This window comes from Aureibacter tunicatorum (genome assembly GCF_036492635.1).
In the GTDB taxonomy this organism is placed as follows: domain Bacteria; phylum Bacteroidota; class Bacteroidia; order Cytophagales; family Cyclobacteriaceae; genus Aureibacter; species Aureibacter tunicatorum.
The window spans coordinates 1,643,407-1,664,304 of the sequence record NZ_AP025305.1; the positions used below are offsets into that span (position 1 = coordinate 1,643,407).

A 20,898-nucleotide genomic window follows, 5' to 3' on the forward strand; every position below is an offset into this window, starting at 1 on the left:
TATAGAAAGCAATAAACTTTCGTAAACCACCGAACACCCTATTTGCTATATACCGTGTTATGATGTGGTTTCATTATTAATTCATCAGTTTAAAATTAACTCGCCTTCTTTATAAAATGCACAAAACATACCTGGTCTATGCGTCGCTTCAATTGACGTATTAACTTGAATTTCAACCCAATCAATCAACTTTGGTAGGACTTCATTGATTAAAATTGTTTCTACTTTCTTTCGTTCAGATGAAGGTACCACACCAGAGCGAATATAAAATCGTCCATGTTCTACGTTTTGATTAGGTAACCAATATTCAGCTTCAATAATGGAGCAGTCTGTTTGGTTATTGAGTTGTGGTGTCCAATAAATCAAATGGACATTACATTCAATTCCTCTTGAGGTAATTTCATCTTTCAGAATAGAAGATTTAAGCACGTAACTTAACCCTTTCCATGTTTTTGGTTTTTCTATATCAAATGTCATTCTTTAAGATAGAGGTCATCATTCCACATAACATCCCAATAACACGAATTCCGTTTATTTCATTTATGTGCGGAACTCATTTATTAGGTTAAAAATTTATTTTAATGAAAAAATAAGTTTAAAAAATTATATATAAAACCTGTCCAAGTGATTTTTGAACTGCTATCCCCCTATATATGCTGAATATACCTGAGATTCTGGGTATTTTCCAAAGGATGGGAGAAAGCGATGTCTTAGGCTATGAGGTGCCATTGGTTTATTGAGCTCGGATTCTTCAACGTGTTTTTTTTGCAAGTTTTTTAGTACTGGAGCTTGAGTTTATTATTTTATCTTGACCTTCAAAAAGATAAACTTCAGGCTTTTATTTTTCCAGAAATATTTAAGCGTCTGTATAGTTCTAATTGGAACAACTATGCCTTTATGTTGAACTCTGCGAGCCGTACGGAGGCTTAGTTGTTGGGCATCGTTTTTATTCACGATCCATTGATTTTACATTAGCTTGTATCCACGTGAACCACTACGGTTCAGATACTGAGTCCAGTATGAGCGACTACCATATCATGGAATTGATCAATGTGAGTCACAGAAACTTACGACAAAGTGGGAGAGGTGAAAGGAGTGTAGAAATTGTATGGCCTTAAACAGCCAAAGCCAATCACTGAAAATTCTGGTTAGCGTACACTTAGGCTTTTCTAAAGAAAGAGTGATCATCGTTCTGTTTCATTCAAGTAATGCTGCTTAAATGACTGTTTTGAATTTTTCTGTAAGTTTTCGCTCTCAGTTTAATTGTTGCAATGAAAGGATCACCAATAATAAGTTCGTTGTATCGAGTAAACAAAATTTTCTTTTCTCGGACACTTTTTACTTCTGTCCAAGGAATGAATATGGGAGGGTGAAAGAGTTTAAAGAAGATTGTTGTTTTTAGGTATAATCCATCATCATTATATTTTAGAATCAGGCAATTTTGATAATTACTTGCATTAACTGATGCACTAATTATACCTACTCTTTTTCCCGTAAACCGGTTATTCATTTTGTATTTTTCAACTAAATCTGACCAACCCATTTTAGATATCATATAGGAGACAAATACCCATATGCCAATAAAAATAAATGGTAAAATCTTAGGGATTATTTCGTTTGATATGTTCATGTTTAAAAGTAATAAAGCTTAACGGTTTGAGTATGATGCGTTTGGCATTTCAACGCTCCAATTTTTCAATTTACTACTATGTTTCTTACTTGCTATCATCTTCAAATTGAGCACTATCTGCCAAATTCACTATATTTTTTGTTAGCCAAAGTTTTTCCTTATCAGTAGACATCATCTTCTTTTAATTCTATATCTGTCAGTTCAATCAATTCCTTGCATACCGAAGATATTTTTCCACCACACCATCTGTCTACTACATGGTATTTTCCTAAAGTCTTTCCCTCTAAAATCCATTGCGAACCATCTGTTCCTAATAATTCTTTTTCTGCTGTAGGTAGACTCCAAAATTTTATTGAATTTATTTCATCCTCAATTCTTTTCCAATCCTTAGCTGTCAACTCTTTTGATTTGTTCGTGATAATTTTTCCAGGATCATATCCCCCCGCACCATCTGACACTTTCCAATAGATCGAAATATCTCCATTATCATTCTCAATTCTGATTACTATTGGATTATGGAAGGTTCTCAAATATGTAAATCTATATATTTTGGTTGGTAGTGAATCACTTAAAACAGGTTCTTCAAGAGCCTTTAAATGTCTAGAATACCAATTAATTGAGAAAATTGCAGACTCTACGCCAGTTACGGAAAAATCGGAAACATGGGTTATTACATTCACCGAATAATCTGTTTTCCAATTGTCAGGTAATCCAGCAAATGCAATAATTGGGAAATAAGAGGATTGAATATTTTTCTTTGCTAATTCAATTATCTTCTTATCATCATCAATGTAATTTGCTAATTGAATCAATGGAATTTTTACTGTTTCAATATATTTACCATTAATTGAAATTAGATTGTTAAAATAGATTGTAGCATTTTGGGAATAGTAGTCAAGGTTTACTTTTTTTTTGTTATTATTATACTCTTTATTAAAAAGCTCATAATATATCTGTCCAAGTAAGTAAGTTGCTTCAATATTTTTATTGTCAATCTCTATCGCCTTCTTTAAGTAGTTAATTCTTTTGGTAAAAGTAAGTCCAGCAAAATGTGCGTTTCTCTCTCCTGCTCTTATTAAATATGGTTCAGGGTTATTAGGATTGTTTTTTATCAAAGAATCAAATAATACCACAATTGAATCTCGCTGATTATTTCTACCATAAACTTCCACTAAATAATTAATTGCCTTATTATTTAGATTGTCAATTTCTAAAAGTTTTCTTGCAATATCCTTTTTATTCCCCCAAGTCTCCCCTGACTTGTAATAGCTCAATTCATACTCTAAGTCTTCGACAGTTTGTGAAAAAGAAATATGAACAGAAAGGGTCAATATAATTATCAGTATTATTCTCATTTTGCAGTTCGTTTCTTTAAATTTTGGCTAACATCCCAATAACACGAATTCTGTTTATTTCACCTGAGTGCGGAACTCATTTATTAGGTTAAAAATTTATTTTAATGAAAAAGTAAGTTTAAAAAATTATATATCAAACCTATCCAAGTGTTTTTTGAATTGCTATGCCCCGAAATATGCTGAATATACCTGAGACTCACGACGTTTTTCAAAAAGTGGGTTGCAAAACCATGTCTCAGGCTGTGAGATGCAATTGGTGTATTGATGTCGGGTTTCTCACCGTGTTTTTTGCAAGTTTTTGAGTACTGGGGCTTGAGTTTATTATACTATGCTGACTTTTAAAAAGATAAATTTCGGGCTTATATCTTTCCAGAAATATTTAAGCGTCTGTTAGTCTATGGGCAAAAACAACGCCTTCATTTTGGGTTTGAGAGCTATATGGAGGCATAGTTGTTAGGTAGCGTTATTTTTTCAGACCCATTATCATTTCAGTTCCTTGTTCTTTTACAGAAACAATCAGTTTATTTTCATTCACTGAAATTAGTTTTTGGTCAACTTTTCCATCCAAATCGTCAGTCCGTATAATTTTATTGGATTTATTAAACTCCCATTTTCCGACATATTTTTGGCCATCTTCCATTCCTTCTTGTTTTCCGTCAGCGTGGAATATTACCCAGTTCATTTTCTGCATTTCAGCTGGTAATTCCATTTTTTGGCCATCCATTTCAACATATTCTAAATACCATTTTCCAGATATTATTAATTCGAATTCGTTTTTTCCTTGAGCTATTATATTTTGTAATGAGATTAAAGCAAGAAAAGTTAAAAGAATTATTTTTTTCATTTTTTAGTTGTTTTATAATTTCGAATTATGATGTTAATAACATTTAACGTCTGTATAAAATGAGTTTACTACTCTAAGTTCTTAATGACTTCAAAGTACATATTGTCCAGTTAACATACCAGAAAGCATAGAGAAATTCATTTTATCTTTTGTTAATGTTTGTAACGTTTCAATCTTTAGTTCTCTTTATATCAAAAAATTCTGACATAAATGATGAAATTAATCAATTTATTCGAGTAATTTTAATAATGGATGAATTGAATCAAATAAAACGAGTTCTGGATAGTATGATACGAATTTCAGAAAATGAAATGACCGATTTTTTGAAATACTGTTTTATCAAGCAATTTAAAAAAAAAGAATTCCTGAGTGCTTCTCATTCCATGGTTGATGAAATATTTTTTATTAAACAGGGGCTTATCAGATTTTTCCTAATAGATCAAAACGGTACTGAACACACAACGTATTTTGCAATGGAAAATCAATTCATTTGTGACTATTCTTCCTTTATAAGAAAAGCGCCTTCAATTTATTCTTTAGAAGCTCTGGAAAATACTGAGGTCGTTGTACTGCCAAGAGAATCAATAGAATGGGCATATAATAACATGGCTGAAGGAAATAAAATGGGACGATTAATCAGCGAGTTTTACTTTATCCAGCAGGACAACCAAATCAGAGATCAATACATCAGAACTCCAAAAGAATTATATGACTCAATTACCACTGTATTTCCAGATATCCATAACCGCGTACCACAGCATATGATCGCTTCTTATCTGGGCATTACTTCCGTTCATTTAAGCCGATTAAAAAAAGCTGAATATTCTAAATCCTAAACATTTGTTAACGTTATTAGGAGCATTTCATAGTAATATTTGTCTAAAACAAATCAGCACACGATACTAAATATTGTGACATTAAATAAAAATAAAATGAAAAATGCAAGTATTATTATGACGCTATTTGTAGCTGTTAGTTGCACGGTGGCAGTAAGAACCGTGAATAAGGGTAAAAACCCAAATGACATAAAAAAGCATTCGAATCTATCTGAATATGCCAATGAATATTTTTGGAGCAATTTTCACAAAGGAAATTATTCGAATATAGATAGTGTTTTATACTATTTAACAAGCGCTTATATTGAAAACCCTAATCATCTTGAAACAGTAACCCATTTGGGTTTTACTCATATGTGGGCTTTGAGCGAAATGTATAATCTTGATACTATTCCGCCTATTATAATAGACCATGGCACATTAGCATTAAAATACTTTGGGGAGTCCTATAAATTAAACCCTAATGATCCTAGAGTATTAGGGTTTTTAGCGGCTTCAAAAATGACTGTTGCAGATCTGTCTGACGATAAGAAAATGTCCACAGAAGGGTATTTTAATGGAAAAAAATCCATCCATCAATGGAAAGAATTTAATAAACTAACTATAGGATATGTCATGAGTCAAATGCATCAGGATACATGGCAATATAAAAAGGCCTTAAAATGGCAGTGGGAAATTTTGGATGAATGTTATTGCCAGAAGTATAATGAAAAAACGAAAAAGATAGAACAATATCGAGCAGTGCAAGATACTGTAAACAATTTAAGGAATAAAAGAGCGTGCTGGAATAGCTGGATTGTTCCTCATAATGTGGAAGGGTTTTATATGAATATGGGAGATATGTTGGTAAAGAATGGAGAATGGGAAAAAGCCAAACAAGTATACATGCTTGCTAAACAAGCGCCTAATTATAAGACTTGGCCGTTTAAATTCGTGCTTGAAAAAAGAATAGTATCCGCAGAGGAGAATGTTGAGAAATTTAGGCAACCAATTGCTGATGATAAAGTATATCAAGTGAGCGATGTCATGCTAATCAATTCTTCTATTTCTTGTGTTTCTTGTCATAAAATGAGTAGTCAAGATTTAGCGACTTATAGAAATTTTGATTGGAAGAAATACAAAAATGAAAATAATATCTATTTTACGAGTAAATAATATTATACATTGTCACGATTGATTTTTTATAATATTTTATTTTCCTCAGGAGGAAAAACAAAGGAGAATTATCATAAAAAATTAATCGTGATAGACATTAATGTGCTGTTATTTTATATTTTTAAGTAACAAGGGCTTCGTTTTATATCATGTATTCCTAAAAGGATTGAGAATGAACCACCTAAGTTTCCATGCATTTTGACAGAAAAACAACATTCTCCTACTTTATCTAGAATTTGAGTGTTTTTCATTTTGAACAAATAAGTTTTTAAGTTATCAAGATCACCTTTTTCCATTTCTTCAAAATTTATCATCAAAAAATACCAAGTATTATCTATTTTAGTCATAGCTCTAGGTAAATGATTTTTAGGTATTATTTCTTTAAGGTTTTGTTTTTTCTTTACATTGTAATTATTTAAACTAAACTCTAAAATTGTAAAACCTCCTTCAAACAAGTCTGCTAATAGATAAATGGTATTTTCATCTTTTTTTAGAAATGAATAAATCTCTTTAAAAGGTATAAAGTTCTTACCTCTTGAATCACTCATATATTTAAATAAACAATTTCCCTTAAAATCAAAAACAGCTAAACCTTCACTATGGATAAACTTTTTGCTTGATGCTTCTTCAATATCTGATACATAATTGGGGCTTCTATAAGTGGTTGAAAATATTCTACTAGTGTCCAAGCTGCATTTTGAATAAGAAGTAACAATGCCATTTTGTGTTACAATAAGATCTAATGCATTTCCAATATAAAATGAACTTTCAATAGTCCCATTAGTATTGATAATCCATGCATTGATTTTTTTATTTGAACTGCTATCACGATCTACCAGAATAAAATAGTCATTGGAAATAATTCTAATTATTGGCCATTCAAGTTTTAATCCTAAATTAATTTTCTTTCCATTTCTATTAACTATATTTTCATCATCAATGAACAAGAAATTCGTTTTAGAGATAATGTCTCCATCAAGAATAGCTGTATTAAAAGATTGTTTAATTTCATTTATAGTCATTATTATGGTTGATTTTTATAGTTCATAACGTTTAATATAAAAACTGTATTCCGATTGGGTATGGCTTTTATACAGTGTTCTCGGCTATTTCTAATGTTAGAATGATTTTCATTAGCATTTCTTCTTTATCCGAAAAATCAAACATTAGTTGTACACCTCCTGAAGTTTGAATACATAATTGTTTTTGAAAAGAATATTTGTCAATAAACCACCATTCGATTTCAAAATTATTGAGTAAATTTATCGTATACTTAAATGATGATAAATGAATAAGTTCATATCCATTTATTTTAAAGTTGTAATTACCACCTATTCTTAGTCCAATAGAATCAAGTTGTCCATTTAGAAACACAAGCTCATTCCCTTTTTTGTCGTGACAGATTGTTGTAAAATCATCCAATTTAATTTTATTAACAGATAACTCTAAGCTACTTTCAAGCATTTCAGCTCTATAAATAGGATGTCTTCCAGACTTAAAAAATTCGTATAATTCCATTAGTTGCTTAAATGTTATAAAAGGAGAAGAGTTAGTGTTGTAAAAAGTGTTTTAATCGATTTCATTTTGTTTCTTTTAATTACCGAGAACGTTCTGTGTAAAATGCGTAGCACCAGTTTGGTAGGTAAGGGCTATGTGTTTTACACCTTGTTGTACGCTTTAGTTTTCTTCTATATTTCTTATTTCTCTTTTAAACTTCTTTCTTTCTTCTACCGAGATTACGTGTTTGACCATATCCTTTTCGCAGGCTCCAAATTTCGCAAAATTTGCCCTTCCTTCTCTCAAAGTTATTCCATGATTCGGTCCTGATGAAACATCTAATTCGTCAATATCTTGACCATCATCTTCCCAAAAGCAAATTGGACAAATCAGATAGTTTCCCCGCTCTGGTAATGATATGTAATCACAACAAGGACATTGTTCTCTAGGAGTCGAATCTTCTGGTTCGTACCATTCCATAGTAGTCATTTCTTTGTTTTCTTTATTACAGCTCTTATTTCCACAAGATGCAAATAGCGCCAAAATGAAAATATGAAGTATTGTTAATTTAATTTTCGTCATTTCTATTGCGTAAAACGCCCGTCTATGGATCGTAGCTTTCGAAGTTAGTTTTTTTCGGTTTACTAATTAGCCAAATCTTTGATTTGGTTTTTAAATTTCGGGAGCTAAACTTTCGATTCGTAATTTGTTATTTTTAACGTCATTACTAAATAATCTTGAACTGTACCACCTTCAGAATTAATCATATTTTCTGCTATTATATTTTCACTATTGTTCTTAAAAGGGTAAGTGTCTAAATAGAGATACCAGTTTTGTTCTGATTTTATAAGGTTTTCATAGTCCATTTTATTCAGTAATGATAAGACTGGATTATCTTTTTCCCTTTCTATTTTTTCTGGTGAAGGGCGTTCATAAAATGATAAGGTGTAATCATCAAAACTGACAACTATTGAGTTGATTGATGTGAAATCGATTGATTTAGGGATTTCTATTTTATTGTGGTTAAATATTTCTAATTCCCCATTAGTAGTTTCTAATTTAACAGAAACCTTGTTTATAGAAGGAGCTTGAACTATTTGATCATTCAAAAAGATGTTAAAATCAATGATATGATGTTTTCCGTTCGATTCATCAATTGTTTTGAAAGTACCAAAAGCATTGTTAACAATTTTGGTATATTTCTTTTGATAGCTATATGGAAACACAAATGTTATTGCATATGCTAAAATAGAATTTTGTTCTTTGAACAGTTTTTGGGTCACATAGTATTTGTTCCCGTTAAGACTCATTTCACATTCAATAATTGTATTGTTTTTGTAAATTTTATGACTAATAAAATTTTCTCCTGGATATAGAGAGTTGTATTTATTGATGATTAAATTATGTAGGTCATTTAATGATGTTGTATCATCAACTTTGTATTGTATTACATTAAAGTTTGCACTAAATCCCGTTTTATTGAGGATTGTACTATCAGAGTCATGCATTTCCCATATTTAAGTATAACCAATTGTTTGGTACATCAATTTGAAACCGTCTAGAAGAATGGGTATGGAAACCATTTTTTTGAGCGTAAACGATGATTGAAGTAAAAACTACTAAAAAGGTTAGTGATATTTTTTTCATTATTAATTAGTTCTCTATAACATCCCAATAACACAAATTCCGTTTATTTCACCTATGTGCGGAATTCATTTATTGGACTAAACATATTATTTAATAAAAAAATAAATCTAAAAAGTCATATTTCAAAGATATCAAGAGGATTCTTTACCTTACTAAACCTAAATCAGTGATATGTATATTAAGTTCAGTATTCAATACAAAATGCTTTGATATAAGATGTGTGTAGCTTTTCTAAGTTTAGCTTGACCACAAAAACTATAGATGAAGTTGCTTTTCAGCATTGTCTACCATCATTGAGCTTTGGAAGGCGCGGGAAGACTTAATTGTTATGAGTAGTTGTTTTGTTAAGTTCGTCTAATATTTTCTTTAATCCTTCATGCGTACTTGCAGGTGAATTTTCAAAATCAAAATTCGCAGGAACAGTATAATTCTCTAATAGGATTCCATCTTTTAGTCTTATATAGGTAAATTCTGATGTCTTGAATCTAATATAGCCTGGTAATTTCTCATCTTCTTTATTTTCACCATGACGAACAATAAAAATTCCTGAAACCCAATCTCCAAATACTTTGTTGTCAATTATTCTGTTTGGAAATATATCAACTAAATCAACAGAATACTTGTCAATCGAATAAAATCCTGTACCTGTGTGTAATTCTATATTAGTTAATAGCAAACTATCGTTTTCTATACTCCAAGTACAAAATGGAGCACCGCTCTTTTCAAAATTTTCCCAATTATATGGCCATTTCATATGATCGTTTTCGAAATATGATAATACAGGACTTAAGCCAGAATTACCGTCCAAATAGCCACCTTTTGTATTAATTGTTATTGTATCATTTCCATTTATCCGGAAGTAGTAGGATATATAATTATTGTTTAGATATAACATGGAGTATTTAGCCATTAATTCATAGTCTGCAGTATCTTTCTCTGAAATGGTTTCAATTTTCTTGAAATCCTTATCAGATATCTCTTGTATGTCTATTACTTGGCCATACTTGACATAGAAATAAATTGACTTCTCAACTTTCCAATAGTTTTGTTTATTTCGTATTTCCCCGATTATCACTCCAGTAAACCAATCAGCAAATACTTTGTCTTTGAATGACAATGAGTCGGATATTGATTTTATTTTATATTTCTCTGGCTTATAATTTACCTTCTCTATTTGTATTTCTTTTAAGAATAATTTGTTTTCCAAAACTTCCCATATTGCTATATGCCCACGATAATTAGCTGTGTGTAGCATTGTAAATGGATATTCAATGTTGTTTTGAGAATAATAGGTTTGCAGTGGAGAAGGGTGTCCCCAGCCTGTTGACAAAGTTAATTTCTGTCCATTGTAGTGAAGGAAATCAGGTTCTTGTGCAGTCGCAAATAGGAATCCCGATTTTATTATTATAAAAAATATAAATATCAGTTTTTTCATAGTGTAACTTTATGTTTGTAGTGCTATATTTTTATTTGCCCACAAATAACTTTCTAATCATCGAAAAGCCAACCTAAAAAATTAATAAGTTCGTGTTTTATGGTGATTAGATGGTGTTATGTTTGAATTTAATACCTATTCAAGATAAAAATATATTCTGCCAATTAAAATGGAGTCAGAGAAAATTAATCTAAATATGATCGATATCAACAATCAATTCGAGTCAATATGAATGCTTTATATTTTAAAAGAGGTGTCTTGGCTTTTAATATTGATGATCGAATGCAAAGGTATTGAAGATCATTTGGAGCAAATATTCAATGAAAAACTCCGCTAAATCTAACCTTATTTTTTTCAAAATCACTTGATATCACCCATTCGAAATACAATTTATCCAGTAGCAAAACCCATAGATAAGGAGTTTAGTCAACAGGGTCTTCATATTGGGCTCTGCGAACATACGAAGACTTAGTTGTTAGCAAATCGTTTTTGTTTTTATTACATTAATTAATCCGAATCCTTGATTAGAATTAAAATCAAAACACCATACATTTTGGAGATTATTTAAAAGAATTGGAGCTCTGTTTTCAGGGTTTTTAAAATCCTGTTTTATTTTTTCAATAGTTTTAACTCCGAGATATTGGATCTCACTTTTATCTTTTTCTATTTTTTTAATCCATTCATCAATTGAATTATTTAAATTTTTAGCAAAAACTTGGGAGACATAAGTTCCTCCTCTAAAATCTAAAACATATGTGTACAATTCTTTCATGATTTAATTAGTCTGCAACCATTTAGCAGTTTTAGTGTCACTTGTTAATTCTCTATTTACAAAACTGATTAGATTTCCAGGTTTTTTATATTTCCAACCGAGTTCAATTGCTTCTAAGATCTTTAATCTAATTAGATTAGGTGTAATATTATTAATAGACTCTCGTCCATAACCTTTGGACCTACAAAAACCAACAAATACGAAAAGAAGTTGACCTTCACTTTCATGTTGAATTGGTATCCCATATTGATCATCATGTGCTTCTTCATGCGATACTTTCTTTCTTACTTTCCAGTAGAAATTGTCACCTTCAACATTGATCTTTCGAAATCCTTTTTTTGAAATTGCCATTTTATGTTTGCTGACGATGGCGCTAAAATGGCATAGCGAACGTAGTTAGCTATGCATTTATAGCATGTGTTGGACGTTTCAATTTAGTTTATTTTAAAAACTCAATTATTTAACTTTAATTCTTCAAGCTTGTAATAAGAGTATTCTTCTTCATTAAGATAATTACTATCTTTTTGATCTTGAATGATTTTTTCGATTTTTAATTTATCAGATGATAGAAGAATTAATTCTTTTTTTATTTGACCAAACATTTCAAAAATTCCACATAACAAGAATACACTCTTGTTTTGTTTGAAAAATGAATTATCATCTATTTTGTCTTGGATTTCAATAATCTTTAGATCTTTTGTTAAGTCAGTTTTTTTGTACGCCTGCTCTTTGAATGGATCTTTAAAATTGAATTTTTCTATAAAACCATTTCTATAGTTTTTTGCAACGTCAAGACTCTCAAAAATACCTAGAAAAAGATTTTCAGCTGTATATGGTGAAATTTCTCTTTCTAAGAGAAATAACGTTTTATGTTTCTTCACAATATTCTTTTTAAAATTACGTGTAACGGTTTGTGTGGCTTTTGCTTTCTGTGTCGCGCCTGCGGCAGAAAGTGAAATTTACACTTTGTTACCAGCTTTTTATTTTTTGAATTTATTAATCTTTTCGAATTCTTTATTAAATATTATTTCTTTTTGAATTTCACTTAAAATTTCTCTCACTCTTGATAATGGGTGATCAACAAATTCTGAATCAAATTCAATACTTTCAGATTTATTCATTAACGTTCCTCCAATAAATTTCGAATCATATGGATCTTCAAACCAATTTTCATATCCATTTTCTCCTATTGAAATTACGTTTTCATTTAATAACTTATTTCCAATTACTGAATCTCTTATTCCTGTCATTCCAACTTCAGGAGCTTGTATTTTTATAACATAACTACATTTTTCAAAAGGAATTGTTAGAGAACCTAAATACATCATTCCAGTTGGTTCTTGAGGTATTTTAAAAATTGTTTTAATTATTTTAAATCCTTTTATTTCAACCAAATCTACTTCTATAATTCCTCCATTATACTCAATAATTTGATTTCTATAAAAATCTCTTAATGATTTAATATCTTTAATCGAAGGTAAATCTGGTTTTAAGTCGAAAAAATTTAATGATAAAGCTATTGTTTGTTCCTCATTTATCCACTGCTTTATATTTTTATTCTCCACGCTTCTTGCCCATCCAAAATCTGGAATATTTATTGAATTAATGTTCACTTTATTCCTCTTAAATATATTTATCATTTTTTATTTATTTCAATTGCTGGTAACATCCCAATAACACGAATTCCGTTTAATTTACTCTGAGTGTGGAACTCATTTATTAGGTTAAAAATTTATTTTAATAAAAAAATAAGTTTAAAAAATTATATTTCAAACATGTCCAAGTGATTTTTGAATTGCTATGTCTCAATTTATGTTGAATATACCTGAGAATCACGGTATTTTTCAAAAGATGTGTAGCAAAACTATCTCTTAGGTTATGAAGAACAATAGGTCTATTGATCTCGGATTCTTCATCGTGTTTTTTGCAAGTTTTGAGCGTTAGAGCTTGAGTATATTATTCTAGGTTGACCTTCAGAAAGATATATTTCAGGCTTATACCTTTACAGAAATATTTAAGCATCTATTCTATTGGGAATAATTAAGCCTTTATATTGAGTTTTGCCAGCCATACTAAAGCTTAGTTGTTAGTGAGATTTTTCCTCTACAATTATGAAAGCAATAAAAAATCCCATCTTCTAGAAATACACTCAAAGCTAACTATTTTTAATTTTGGTTATCTGTGTCTTAGTATCCATGGATTTTCCACTATTACTCTGTACTTAGACTGGTTTTGTACCATTTCAGAGTAATCATTGGATTGGAAGACGCTGACTCGGTACTTTCCATCTGCCGAAGAAAGGATAGATGCTGGATAGCCTTTTCGAGTTAACTCATCGCTGAAGTTCAGTGCATTTTTTTCGCTACTGAAGCTACCTACTATCATGTAAAAGTTGGATTCTTCGATACTCGGTTTCTCACGTTCCTCGTAACAGATCAAACTGCCTCCATAGCATGCCACCCATACTTTATTGGTCTGAGCTGTTACTGTAACCCCTATAGGCTTTGATTTGGTCGGGATGGTTTGAACTACAGACATGTCTTTCAGCTTGATTTTGCTTAGGGATGAAGAGCTGTAGTTAACCACATAGGCGTAGGCAGTGTCAATAGAAAAAGCCATTGATCTGGGTGCGGTACCAACCTTGGCACTCTCTTTACTGTCATTTCTTAGGTCCCATTTCGTCACCGAGTTTTCATTGTTGACACTATAGTACAGGCAACTGTCCGCATATAAAATGTGTCTTGGAGCATCTCCAGCGTCTTTATGTACTGAGACTTCCCATGAATCTATCTCCACCTCGGCAATGGCATCATCACCCATTAGCGCTACATAGACCTTGGTGTTGTTTTGATTGAAAGCAAGGCCTCTTGGGTGTTTTCCTACCTGGATAGTCTTGATTAAACTACCGTTTTGAGGATTAACCACGGATATGTCAGCGCTAGACCAATTGGAAACAATCAAGTATTTGTTATCCGAACTGATTGCCAAAAATTTAGGAACACTGCCAACTTCGGCGACATGATCCACAGCCAATGTATTGGTATTGATGGCATATAGATACGAGTGATCATAAGTGCTGTCAGAACACGCATCGCAACCTGCATTATCAAAGCCTTGGCCGTACATTTGATAATTGGAAATCCAATAGTACTTTCCATCTGGAGTTATAGATCCTTCAACCGGCGCGCCTTTGAAAACACCTGTTTTATTGTCTATCCCAAACTGGCTGAGTGTTACTGTATCTGGGATGGTTTTGAGTAGTGAACCTAATGTGTCATATACAGTGACCGAGTGTCTGTACATCATGTTTTGTGCGTAGATCTTTCCATCTCCATATACCACTGACTTAGGAGAAATTTTTCCAGTAACAGTCTTGGTTTGAATCAAACGAGTGGTGTCAAATGAGCTTTGTCCAAAACTCTCCAGCGCACAGGTTACCATTATTGAAATAAGTAAAGTTTTTAATATACTCATCCTAAGTCAAGATTAAATTCTTAAATATAGTATTTTGATTTCAGCCAAGTATTGAAGTTCATAGATAGTCGATTATAATTCTAAGGCTGAATTCTTGGTAGACATTAACGTATGGCGCTAAAATGGCATAAGCGAACTTAGTGAGCTATGAATTTTTAGCGCGTGTTATCCATATCTAAGTTCTTAATTTTTTTTCATTACAAGGGTCAATGGAGTATCGCTCAGTTTGAAATAATATTTACCATCTTGTTTTTTGACAAACATGACTAGATGATTTTGTCCAACTTCTATCTTTTTTTCAGTTTTAAAGTATCTCCAATTTTGCCCATTTAGCATTGTTGTCATTTCTTCCATCATTGGGTTGACTTTATCCTTTAACTCTATTTTAAACTTTCCATTTTCATTAAAGTGAAATTTTGATCCTGTAAATGCATTTTTCATTATGAGCATCATTTTTTGAACTTGAGAATCAAGTCCTTTAGAGATATTTGCGTTTTGTACAGTCCAAATACCTGTAAAATCATTATTTACTTTTCCTTGACTCAATGCTAGAGTTGAAATTAAAAGTAGAAGTAGAAGCGTTGTAGTTTTTTTCATTTTAAATTATGGCTAACGTGATGGCTAAACTACGAGTGAGGGTGCGTCACCCGATACATGGAGTTTTAGTTGGTGTTGTAGGTACACCTTATTTTTTCATTATTAAATTTAATTTTCCATCTTCACTGGCATTGTACTTTGTTGTTCTCGTACAATGGTTAGTCCACAAAGTATTCTCTTTTTCGAGATTACTTTCAGAGTTAAACAACCGAAATGCATAACTTTTAGAGGATGCATAAATTATAAAATCTTGACCTTCTTCAAATCGAGTAAATCCGCAAGAGGCGCTGTTTCTTGATGTATATAATTTGATTGTATCCCCAACTAATTCACCCTTATATACTTTTAGAATTTCAATTTGAACCTCAATAATGAATTCCGATTCAAGCAGCTTTAATTTTTGGTCGTTACCTTTAAATATAATTCTGAGAGAGTCTGCTTTCTCTATGTTCATAGAACTTTCGAAAGTCACAAAAGATTTTTGAATCACTTTGCCATGAATTATTGCCTCTGTATAATTATAAGCCTCAGATACGGTGCCAGGGTCTTCGCATCTACAAGCAATCGTTTTCGAAGCGCTAAAGATTAAAATTCCTATTATTAATATTACTCTCATTCTTTTTTGGTTACCTACAACACCCCAATAACACGAATTCCGTTTATTTTACCCTATGTGTGGAACTTGTTTATTTTGTTAAAATTTATTTCAATGAAAAAATAAGTTTAAAAAACCATATTTCAAACATCTCCAATGGATTATTTGCTCTATTATCACCATAATCAGTAATATGTGTATAGATTTCGATAGTTTTGAATTGCAGTGCTACAGTATATGCTGAATATTCCTGAGGGGCGGGCCATTTACCAAAAGATGGGATGCAAAGCTATGTATTAGGCTATGAGGAGTAATAGATTTATTGATCTCGGATTTTCTAAGGTGTTTTTTTGCCCATAATTTTGTTATTTTTTGAATTTTATCAATAATATATAGCGTTATGTCTACTGTTGGAGTCTCGCAGCGTATGTACTATATATTTTGTTGTTTAGCATGGACAAGGTTGAAGCTGTGAAAGGTTTCGATTCTGTTATTTAGATTTTCTATACTCATTGCCAACTATTGTTAATGTTTAGTATTTGAAACGAAGTTTACTGATAGGTAGAAATGGTTTCATAATAGTTCGTTGTGGCCTTTTTCAGGTGTTTGCGCTTGCTGTTATTTTATCAATTGAATTGCTATTCCGAATATTCCTATGACAAAGCAAAGTGGCGAAAACAGCTTGGTGTCCCATTTTCCGAATTTTGTGTTTTTCACCGTTTTAAAAAATCCGACATATTTGAACTCTCCAACTGCTCTTAGAAGAAATATGATAGGAATCACCCAGTTTCCGTATTTTATAATCCATTCAGGAAGATTGAACTCTATGAGTTCGGATTTGAGTAAATAGAAGATCCCGAAAGCTGTTAAGCCAATACCTACTATCGCGCTGTCGATTTTTTTTGGGTTTAATACTCTTTCACCGTTTTCTTTGGTTGGTAAGGATTCCTCAAACCCAAATTTTCCACCAATAAGCCAATTGAAATGAATCAATCCAAGTCCGATAAAAATTGCGCTTAGTATTATTGATAAAATCATGGTTCTGGTTTGTTTTTTAGGTTCTTATATAGAATGCGTTATTCATCTATGTATTCTAAATCGACAGGCATTGTTGAATAAATACCAAGAACAATGTTTTCCTCTCTAAATAATAATTTTACTTCTGCAAACGAACTTGAATGATATAACTCGGGTTCAGATGCTGTTTCCCATAAGTTTCCATTTAATTTTAATTCATCCCAAAGATCAGTTGATATCTTTTTTGACGACGGTTCAAGATGTTCAATCCAAGAATCAAGAGAGTCTGGTTCTATTTTTAAGGCTAGTTTAATATTGTAATCGGAAGGCCCTGAAATTCCACCGGTTCCATTGTCCTGAAACCAAATATGATATTCAGCGTCAATAAGTCCTGATTCTTTTGATAAGTGCTTTTTTAGAGTTTCGATTTTTTCAGTGCTATTGTCAATCTGATAACTGAAAACATCCACTGATTTATTATCAGCTTGACAACCAAAGGTTAATACTGCTATAAAAGTCAAGTAGTATTGGAAATGCACTTTTTGAATTTTAACCATTCTCATACTTAATTGAAGATAGAGTCTTTCTAATCACTGCAAAACAAGCTTGTAAAAATCGACCGAGTCCGTGTTTTATATTGATTTCATTACACTTTTAAGATAAAAATATATTTTGCCAATTAAAATCGAGTTGGAGAAGATTTAAAAAATATAATCGATTTAAATATTCATTAGATTACCTCGATGGAATATGTATGTGTCGAATAATGTATGCCATGCTTATCAAAACATATTTTATTTAATTATATCCCTTTTTCTACAAACTTTTCGAGCTTCTTGACAACTATCTTTTAGCAGGCTTCTATTCTTTTTTTTCCTCAAGTTCAATTAAATTGTTTTGGTAATATTTGACAATTGGTTTTTCCCAAAATTTAAAGTTCATCAGGGCCATGGTACCGGCTGAATACCATTCATCATCTTCTTCATTTTTTATTTCAAAGGTCCACTTATACTCTTCTCCACTTCTTGAATAAGTTTTGAGACGTCCAAGTTTTGACATTCCAAAACCAAGATAGTTGAATAATTCAATTTCTCCTTCTTTTTCGTTTTCAAAATGAAAATGCCAAGAACCGAAGTGAATAGTATTTTCTCTTTCAGCTTGTTGAATGAAAATTTCAAATCCATTTTTATCTTTAGGAAGAATTGTCATCTCATCATTATTAATCTTGAATTCGACTTCTGGGCATTGTTCTTTTAATTGCTTTGAAATTTTTTCGATTAAATTATTCATTTTTCTTACTTGTTGTTGATGCCTTTATAATTGAAAGAGAAACGGTTTGCAAAATTGATCGAGTCAATGATTTGCAGCAGTTTATTAGTTCAATTTCTCTAAAATTTCATCAATTTCTTTATGCACTCTATCTATTTCAAGTGAATATTTATCAGTATCTTCTTTGATGGCTTTTTGAATAAGCTCAAAAGCTTTAATCCTTAACTCAGAGTATTTTAAAAGCAGTTTGTTTTGCTGAATTAATTCTGAAGGCAAGTTGTCAAATTCATTCGTTCGATTGATGATTTCAATGTTTTCTTTCCATTTTGGAATAATAGTGGTCTCCAGTTTATTTATTAACGATTTGTTTGATTCGGTATTTAGAAGGTCATAAAAGACAAGAGTTTCAGTTTCGTTTTTTGAAAATACAATTAATTCAGTATCATATTTGTCATATAGCTCATCGTCGATTCCAAAAAATGCAAATCCGAATAATCCTGCACTGATAATCACAAGTGAAATAAGGCCAATTCCAGCAGCCTTCCAACCTGAAAAAAATGAGTTGCCATTTTCTTTATGCATCTTAAGAACATCTCCTTGCTTCCATTCTACAATTCCCCTAGCAATTATCGTATAGATTACAGGAATCAATTGTCTTGGAATTTTATCGATTAAATTTTCCGGAATCATAAATATCCCTGTGAAAAGCAAAATCGTCGCAATAATTCCTATAATCAATGAATTTCTTGCTTCGTTTGGCTTATTTAATGCCTTGAAATTTTCACCAATCAAGTAACCCGCCGCAAGGGGACCGCCTAAAAATGTTGCTAAACCTATAGTCATAGAAGAATATAGTTTAATATTCTCGGTCTGTATTTCAATTTTATTTTCTAAATCATTCATTTTTTATATTTACTTATTAATTAATCAGGTCCGAATTCAATAATACTAATTTTAAAAAAGAACCATGTTTGTTTTTTCTGTTGTTATTTTGATTTTCAATCAATAGTATTTTCAATTCTGCCTTTGACTATTTTAAGATCGTTCTCATTTCATAATATTAAGTCAGAAGCGGGGTGGAAGCGAAGGTTTGTCGAGTTTAAACTGATCTAAAAAAATGTGTTTGTTATTACATCATGAGTTTAAAAAAACAAGCTTTTGGCTATATGGCTTCATCCTAAAATTAGTGAAAAGTAAGATCTAAAACAATGACTCTGGTGTCTTTGCTTAACGAATTACAGTTTTGTGTTGTGAGATTGTAGATTCGGTTTTGGTGTATTGGAGTAAGTATTGATTTCTGGTTTTATATTCAGCTATTTTATATTAAAAATCAGTCATTATACTCTCTGTAGTCAAATAAAATACGATTTTCGTATAAGTCTGTCCAATGTTCAAATATTTCTGTTCTTGGGTAGTTATGATTTTTTTCGTTCTTATTTTTCCACGTTAGATGAACGACAGCGTATCTCTCTGAATTGTCGAATTGAAACAGAACATCATCCGTGTCTTCTCTTTTGGCAATTGCCTTGAGTTCATTATTGAATAATTGATGCTCGGGGGAAAGTTCCTTTCTTAGCTCATTTTCCAGAGCTTTGCTTCTGTTACTCTCTTCTATTCTGTACCATGGCTGTAAAAATTCAATCGCATTACCTGGTTTAAGCTCGACAATATCTCCCAAATTGAAATTTTCAATGTCGGATCTGTTGGAAGGAGTTAGCGCATATAAATCAAATCTAGGATTATTGTTTTCATCAGCTGCTCTTGGCTGTCTTAATTCCTTTATCAGTTCAATATTATTCAATCTCGAATGATTAGTAATCCAAAATTTATCGTTTTGATTTAACAGCTTTACAAGCAAGTATGGCTTAGGTTTTTTGCTTGAAGATGTAATAATTTGTTGTATTTCAAACTTGACTGCCATTTTGATTGGATAATGTTCGTGATTTCAGACTCATTGATATTAGTAAGGGAAATATCTAGTTTAGGTAAACTACTCGAAACTGTATGACTAATTCAAATTCTGACATTTTTATTTTTTTCAAAAAATTAGACATCCATATAATTAAGCCAGGAACATGTCTTCTTTCTTTCCGTTGGAGTTCGCAAGGCATGCCACAGTTTGTGAAATTATTATGGACTTGTCTTAGATAGAGTTCCTCACCTTCAATGCGTATTTGAGATTTGGTTTTACTCATATATTCATTATTTGGATTGTTAATTAATAAGAAACAGCGGAATTGAATACCCTAACTTACTTTTCATTAGTTGTAGTTATTCTGTCGATCATAAGAATGATATTGAGCATTGCATAAAGTTCGCTGCCCCGTTGTCCATGTATTGTCAAGATTCGCCCTTCTTTTGCTTTCATTATTATTTGGTGTTGCTTTGCCTTATCGAAGTCTTTCATTTTAGCAGGTTCAGAAAAAATGCCCATTGGATCTTCTCCCACAGTGTATGTGTCAATTTCAGAGTGTTCAATCGCCTCAAAAGAAGAGTCTTTTCCGCTGGCTATCATTTTCGTTCCGATGATTGTCCACGTATTATTTTCCCCTTTAAATAATAGCACAGGTTTTCCTATATCAAATGATTGTAAAATTTCGTGAAATTTCAATTTTTCATTTGTATCAATTTCATCAAAAAAATAAGAGTTTGCACTTGGCAAGCCATTTTTGCCGGCTCTCCACTTTAGCCGATTCTCGATATACTCTTCCGAATTTCTCATACTTTATTAAACAACTATATTTTAAAAACTAGATCAGTAGTAGAGATCGCTAT

At 31.4% G+C, this 20,898-nt stretch carries 25 protein-coding genes and 2 pseudogenes; 2 read left to right on the plus strand and 25 right to left on the minus strand.

Going from position 1 to position 20,898, the window contains the following annotated elements; genetic code table 11:
- Positions 1-84: 84 nt before the first annotated feature.
- The 5 genes and pseudogenes from AABK36_RS06960 to AABK36_RS06980 all read right to left on the minus strand — a co-directional run bounded on the left by AABK36_RS06960 (position 85) and on the right by AABK36_RS06980 (position 3,829).
- Positions 85-477 carry a hypothetical protein gene (locus AABK36_RS06960; protein WP_309941638.1) on the minus strand — a complete coding sequence of 131 codons (393 nt, stop codon included), beginning with the start codon at positions 475-477 and terminating at the stop codon, positions 85-87.
- 724 nt (positions 478-1,201) lie between these two features.
- Positions 1,202-1,630 (minus strand): hypothetical protein, encoded by a 429-nt coding sequence (locus tag AABK36_RS06965; protein WP_338390315.1) that lies wholly within the window; start codon positions 1,628-1,630, stop codon positions 1,202-1,204.
- 161 nt (positions 1,631-1,791) lie between these two features.
- Positions 1,792-2,985 (minus strand): tetratricopeptide repeat protein, encoded by a 1,194-nt coding sequence (locus tag AABK36_RS06970; protein ID WP_309941642.1) that lies wholly within the window; start codon positions 2,983-2,985, stop codon positions 1,792-1,794.
- Positions 2,986-3,086: 101 nt separating this feature from the next.
- Positions 3,087-3,281 (minus strand): annotated as a pseudogene (locus AABK36_RS06975) (tyrosine-type recombinase/integrase); the annotation flags it as partial.
- 167 nt (positions 3,282-3,448) lie between these two features.
- Positions 3,449-3,829, minus strand: coding sequence for a lipocalin family protein (locus AABK36_RS06980; RefSeq protein WP_309941644.1), 381 nt, complete (start codon positions 3,827-3,829; stop codon positions 3,449-3,451).
- Between the two features lie 248 nt (positions 3,830-4,077).
- On the opposite strand from AABK36_RS06980, the gene AABK36_RS06985 reads away from it, so the two are divergent.
- Together AABK36_RS06985 and AABK36_RS06990 are read left to right on the plus strand one after the other, a co-directional pair.
- On the plus strand, positions 4,078-4,665 hold the full coding sequence (locus AABK36_RS06985) for a Crp/Fnr family transcriptional regulator (protein ID WP_309941647.1): 588 nt from the start codon (positions 4,078-4,080) through the stop codon (positions 4,663-4,665).
- A gap of 96 nt (positions 4,666-4,761) precedes the next feature.
- Positions 4,762-5,820 carry a hypothetical protein gene (locus AABK36_RS06990; protein ID WP_309941648.1) on the plus strand — a complete coding sequence of 353 codons (1,059 nt, stop codon included), beginning with the start codon at positions 4,762-4,764 and terminating at the stop codon, positions 5,818-5,820.
- A 113-nt stretch (positions 5,821-5,933) separates the two neighbouring features.
- On the opposite strand, the gene AABK36_RS06995 is transcribed toward AABK36_RS06990, so the two are convergent.
- From AABK36_RS06995 to AABK36_RS07080, 20 genes and pseudogenes are all read right to left on the minus strand, one after another.
- Positions 5,934-6,842: a hypothetical protein gene (locus tag AABK36_RS06995; protein WP_309941649.1), complete on the minus strand. Its 909-nt coding sequence runs from the start codon at positions 6,840-6,842 to the stop codon at positions 5,934-5,936.
- A gap of 67 nt (positions 6,843-6,909) precedes the next feature.
- On the minus strand, positions 6,910-7,338 hold the full coding sequence (locus tag AABK36_RS07000) for a hypothetical protein (RefSeq protein WP_309941650.1): 429 nt from the start codon (positions 7,336-7,338) through the stop codon (positions 6,910-6,912).
- A 159-nt stretch (positions 7,339-7,497) separates the two neighbouring features.
- Positions 7,498-7,797, minus strand: coding sequence for a CPCC family cysteine-rich protein (locus AABK36_RS07005; protein WP_309941651.1), 300 nt, complete (start codon positions 7,795-7,797; stop codon positions 7,498-7,500).
- Positions 7,798-8,003: 206 nt separating this feature from the next.
- Complete coding sequence (locus tag AABK36_RS07010; RefSeq protein ID WP_309941654.1) at positions 8,004-8,825, minus strand: hypothetical protein; 822 nt, start codon at positions 8,823-8,825, stop codon at positions 8,004-8,006.
- A 458-nt stretch (positions 8,826-9,283) separates the two neighbouring features.
- Positions 9,284-10,399, minus strand: a complete 1,116-nt coding sequence (locus AABK36_RS07015; protein ID WP_309941657.1) for a hypothetical protein — start codon at positions 10,397-10,399, stop codon at positions 9,284-9,286.
- Between the two features lie 475 nt (positions 10,400-10,874).
- The gene (locus tag AABK36_RS07020) at positions 10,875-11,171 is read right to left on the minus strand and encodes a hypothetical protein (protein ID WP_309941659.1); all 297 of its coding nucleotides are present in this window, start codon (positions 11,169-11,171) and stop codon (positions 10,875-10,877) included.
- Between the two features lie 3 nt (positions 11,172-11,174).
- Positions 11,175-11,522 carry a hypothetical protein gene (locus AABK36_RS07025; RefSeq protein ID WP_309941662.1) on the minus strand — a complete coding sequence of 116 codons (348 nt, stop codon included), beginning with the start codon at positions 11,520-11,522 and terminating at the stop codon, positions 11,175-11,177.
- Between the two features lie 101 nt (positions 11,523-11,623).
- Positions 11,624-12,052, minus strand: a complete 429-nt coding sequence (locus AABK36_RS07030) for a hypothetical protein (RefSeq protein ID WP_309941665.1) — start codon at positions 12,050-12,052, stop codon at positions 11,624-11,626.
- 99 nt (positions 12,053-12,151) lie between these two features.
- Positions 12,152-12,811: a hypothetical protein gene (locus tag AABK36_RS07035; RefSeq protein WP_309941668.1), complete on the minus strand. Its 660-nt coding sequence runs from the start codon at positions 12,809-12,811 to the stop codon at positions 12,152-12,154.
- A gap of 97 nt (positions 12,812-12,908) precedes the next feature.
- Positions 12,909-13,094, minus strand: a pseudogene (locus AABK36_RS25395) (tyrosine-type recombinase/integrase); the annotation flags it as partial.
- Positions 13,095-13,346: 252 nt separating this feature from the next.
- Complete coding sequence (locus AABK36_RS07040; protein ID WP_309941670.1) at positions 13,347-14,645, minus strand: SPOR domain-containing protein; 1,299 nt, start codon at positions 14,643-14,645, stop codon at positions 13,347-13,349.
- Positions 14,646-14,828: 183 nt separating this feature from the next.
- Positions 14,829-15,242 carry a hypothetical protein gene (locus AABK36_RS07045; protein ID WP_309941671.1) on the minus strand — a complete coding sequence of 138 codons (414 nt, stop codon included), beginning with the start codon at positions 15,240-15,242 and terminating at the stop codon, positions 14,829-14,831.
- 88 nt (positions 15,243-15,330) lie between these two features.
- Positions 15,331-15,858: a hypothetical protein gene (locus AABK36_RS07050; protein ID WP_309941672.1), complete on the minus strand. Its 528-nt coding sequence runs from the start codon at positions 15,856-15,858 to the stop codon at positions 15,331-15,333.
- 207 nt (positions 15,859-16,065) lie between these two features.
- Positions 16,066-16,266, minus strand: coding sequence for a tyrosine-type recombinase/integrase (locus AABK36_RS25400; protein WP_374709132.1), 201 nt, complete (start codon positions 16,264-16,266; stop codon positions 16,066-16,068).
- A gap of 189 nt (positions 16,267-16,455) precedes the next feature.
- Complete coding sequence (locus tag AABK36_RS07055) at positions 16,456-16,875, minus strand: DUF3995 domain-containing protein (RefSeq protein ID WP_309941674.1); 420 nt, start codon at positions 16,873-16,875, stop codon at positions 16,456-16,458.
- 38 nt (positions 16,876-16,913) lie between these two features.
- On the minus strand, positions 16,914-17,417 hold the full coding sequence (locus AABK36_RS07060; protein ID WP_309941676.1) for a hypothetical protein: 504 nt from the start codon (positions 17,415-17,417) through the stop codon (positions 16,914-16,916).
- Positions 17,418-17,715: 298 nt separating this feature from the next.
- Entirely contained in the window at positions 17,716-18,144 is a 429-nt protein-coding gene (locus AABK36_RS07065; protein WP_309941678.1) for a hypothetical protein, read from the minus strand.
- A gap of 84 nt (positions 18,145-18,228) precedes the next feature.
- Complete coding sequence (locus AABK36_RS07070) at positions 18,229-18,966, minus strand: hypothetical protein (protein WP_338390316.1); 738 nt, start codon at positions 18,964-18,966, stop codon at positions 18,229-18,231.
- A 487-nt stretch (positions 18,967-19,453) separates the two neighbouring features.
- The gene (locus AABK36_RS07075; RefSeq protein WP_309941680.1) at positions 19,454-20,044 is read right to left on the minus strand and encodes a hypothetical protein; all 591 of its coding nucleotides are present in this window, start codon (positions 20,042-20,044) and stop codon (positions 19,454-19,456) included.
- A 330-nt stretch (positions 20,045-20,374) separates the two neighbouring features.
- Positions 20,375-20,845, minus strand: a complete 471-nt coding sequence (locus AABK36_RS07080) for a hypothetical protein (RefSeq protein WP_309941683.1) — start codon at positions 20,843-20,845, stop codon at positions 20,375-20,377.
- Positions 20,846-20,898: the final 53 nt, after the last annotated feature.

Bases quoted from the DNA above. Each gene is read 5' to 3' on its own strand.
- AABK36_RS06960 (WP_309941638.1), bottom strand. From the start codon at position 477: ATGACATTTGATATAGAAAAACCAAAAACATGGAAAGGGTTAAGTTAC.
- AABK36_RS06965 (WP_338390315.1), bottom strand. From the start codon at position 1,630: ATGAACATATCAAACGAAATAATCCCTAAGATTTTACCATTTATTTTT.
- AABK36_RS06970 (WP_309941642.1), bottom strand. From the start codon at position 2,985: ATGAGAATAATACTGATAATTATATTGACCCTTTCTGTTCATATTTCT.
- AABK36_RS06980 (WP_309941644.1), bottom strand. From the start codon at position 3,829: ATGAAAAAAATAATTCTTTTAACTTTTCTTGCTTTAATCTCATTACAA.
- AABK36_RS06985 (WP_309941647.1), top strand. From the start codon at position 4,078: ATGGATGAATTGAATCAAATAAAACGAGTTCTGGATAGTATGATACGA.
- AABK36_RS06990 (WP_309941648.1), top strand. From the start codon at position 4,762: ATGAAAAATGCAAGTATTATTATGACGCTATTTGTAGCTGTTAGTTGC.
- AABK36_RS06995 (WP_309941649.1), bottom strand. From the start codon at position 6,842: ATGACTATAAATGAAATTAAACAATCTTTTAATACAGCTATTCTTGAT.
- AABK36_RS07000 (WP_309941650.1), bottom strand. From the start codon at position 7,338: ATGGAATTATACGAATTTTTTAAGTCTGGAAGACATCCTATTTATAGA.
- AABK36_RS07005 (WP_309941651.1), bottom strand. From the start codon at position 7,797: ATGGAATGGTACGAACCAGAAGATTCGACTCCTAGAGAACAATGTCCT.
- AABK36_RS07010 (WP_309941654.1), bottom strand. From the start codon at position 8,825: ATGCATGACTCTGATAGTACAATCCTCAATAAAACGGGATTTAGTGCA.
- AABK36_RS07015 (WP_309941657.1), bottom strand. From the start codon at position 10,399: ATGAAAAAACTGATATTTATATTTTTTATAATAATAAAATCGGGATTC.
- AABK36_RS07020 (WP_309941659.1), bottom strand. From the start codon at position 11,171: ATGAAAGAATTGTACACATATGTTTTAGATTTTAGAGGAGGAACTTAT.
- AABK36_RS07025 (WP_309941662.1), bottom strand. From the start codon at position 11,522: ATGGCAATTTCAAAAAAAGGATTTCGAAAGATCAATGTTGAAGGTGAC.
- AABK36_RS07035 (WP_309941668.1), bottom strand. From the start codon at position 12,811: ATGATAAATATATTTAAGAGGAATAAAGTGAACATTAATTCAATAAAT.
- AABK36_RS07040 (WP_309941670.1), bottom strand. From the start codon at position 14,645: ATGAGTATATTAAAAACTTTACTTATTTCAATAATGGTAACCTGTGCG.
- AABK36_RS07045 (WP_309941671.1), bottom strand. From the start codon at position 15,242: ATGAAAAAAACTACAACGCTTCTACTTCTACTTTTAATTTCAACTCTA.
- AABK36_RS07050 (WP_309941672.1), bottom strand. From the start codon at position 15,858: ATGAGAGTAATATTAATAATAGGAATTTTAATCTTTAGCGCTTCGAAA.
- AABK36_RS07055 (WP_309941674.1), bottom strand. From the start codon at position 16,875: ATGATTTTATCAATAATACTAAGCGCAATTTTTATCGGACTTGGATTG.
- AABK36_RS07060 (WP_309941676.1), bottom strand. From the start codon at position 17,417: ATGAGAATGGTTAAAATTCAAAAAGTGCATTTCCAATACTACTTGACT.
- AABK36_RS07065 (WP_309941678.1), bottom strand. From the start codon at position 18,144: ATGAATAATTTAATCGAAAAAATTTCAAAGCAATTAAAAGAACAATGC.
- AABK36_RS07070 (WP_338390316.1), bottom strand. From the start codon at position 18,966: ATGACTATAGGTTTAGCAACATTTTTAGGCGGTCCCCTTGCGGCGGGT.
- AABK36_RS07075 (WP_309941680.1), bottom strand. From the start codon at position 20,044: ATGGCAGTCAAGTTTGAAATACAACAAATTATTACATCTTCAAGCAAA.
- AABK36_RS07080 (WP_309941683.1), bottom strand. From the start codon at position 20,845: ATGAGAAATTCGGAAGAGTATATCGAGAATCGGCTAAAGTGGAGAGCC.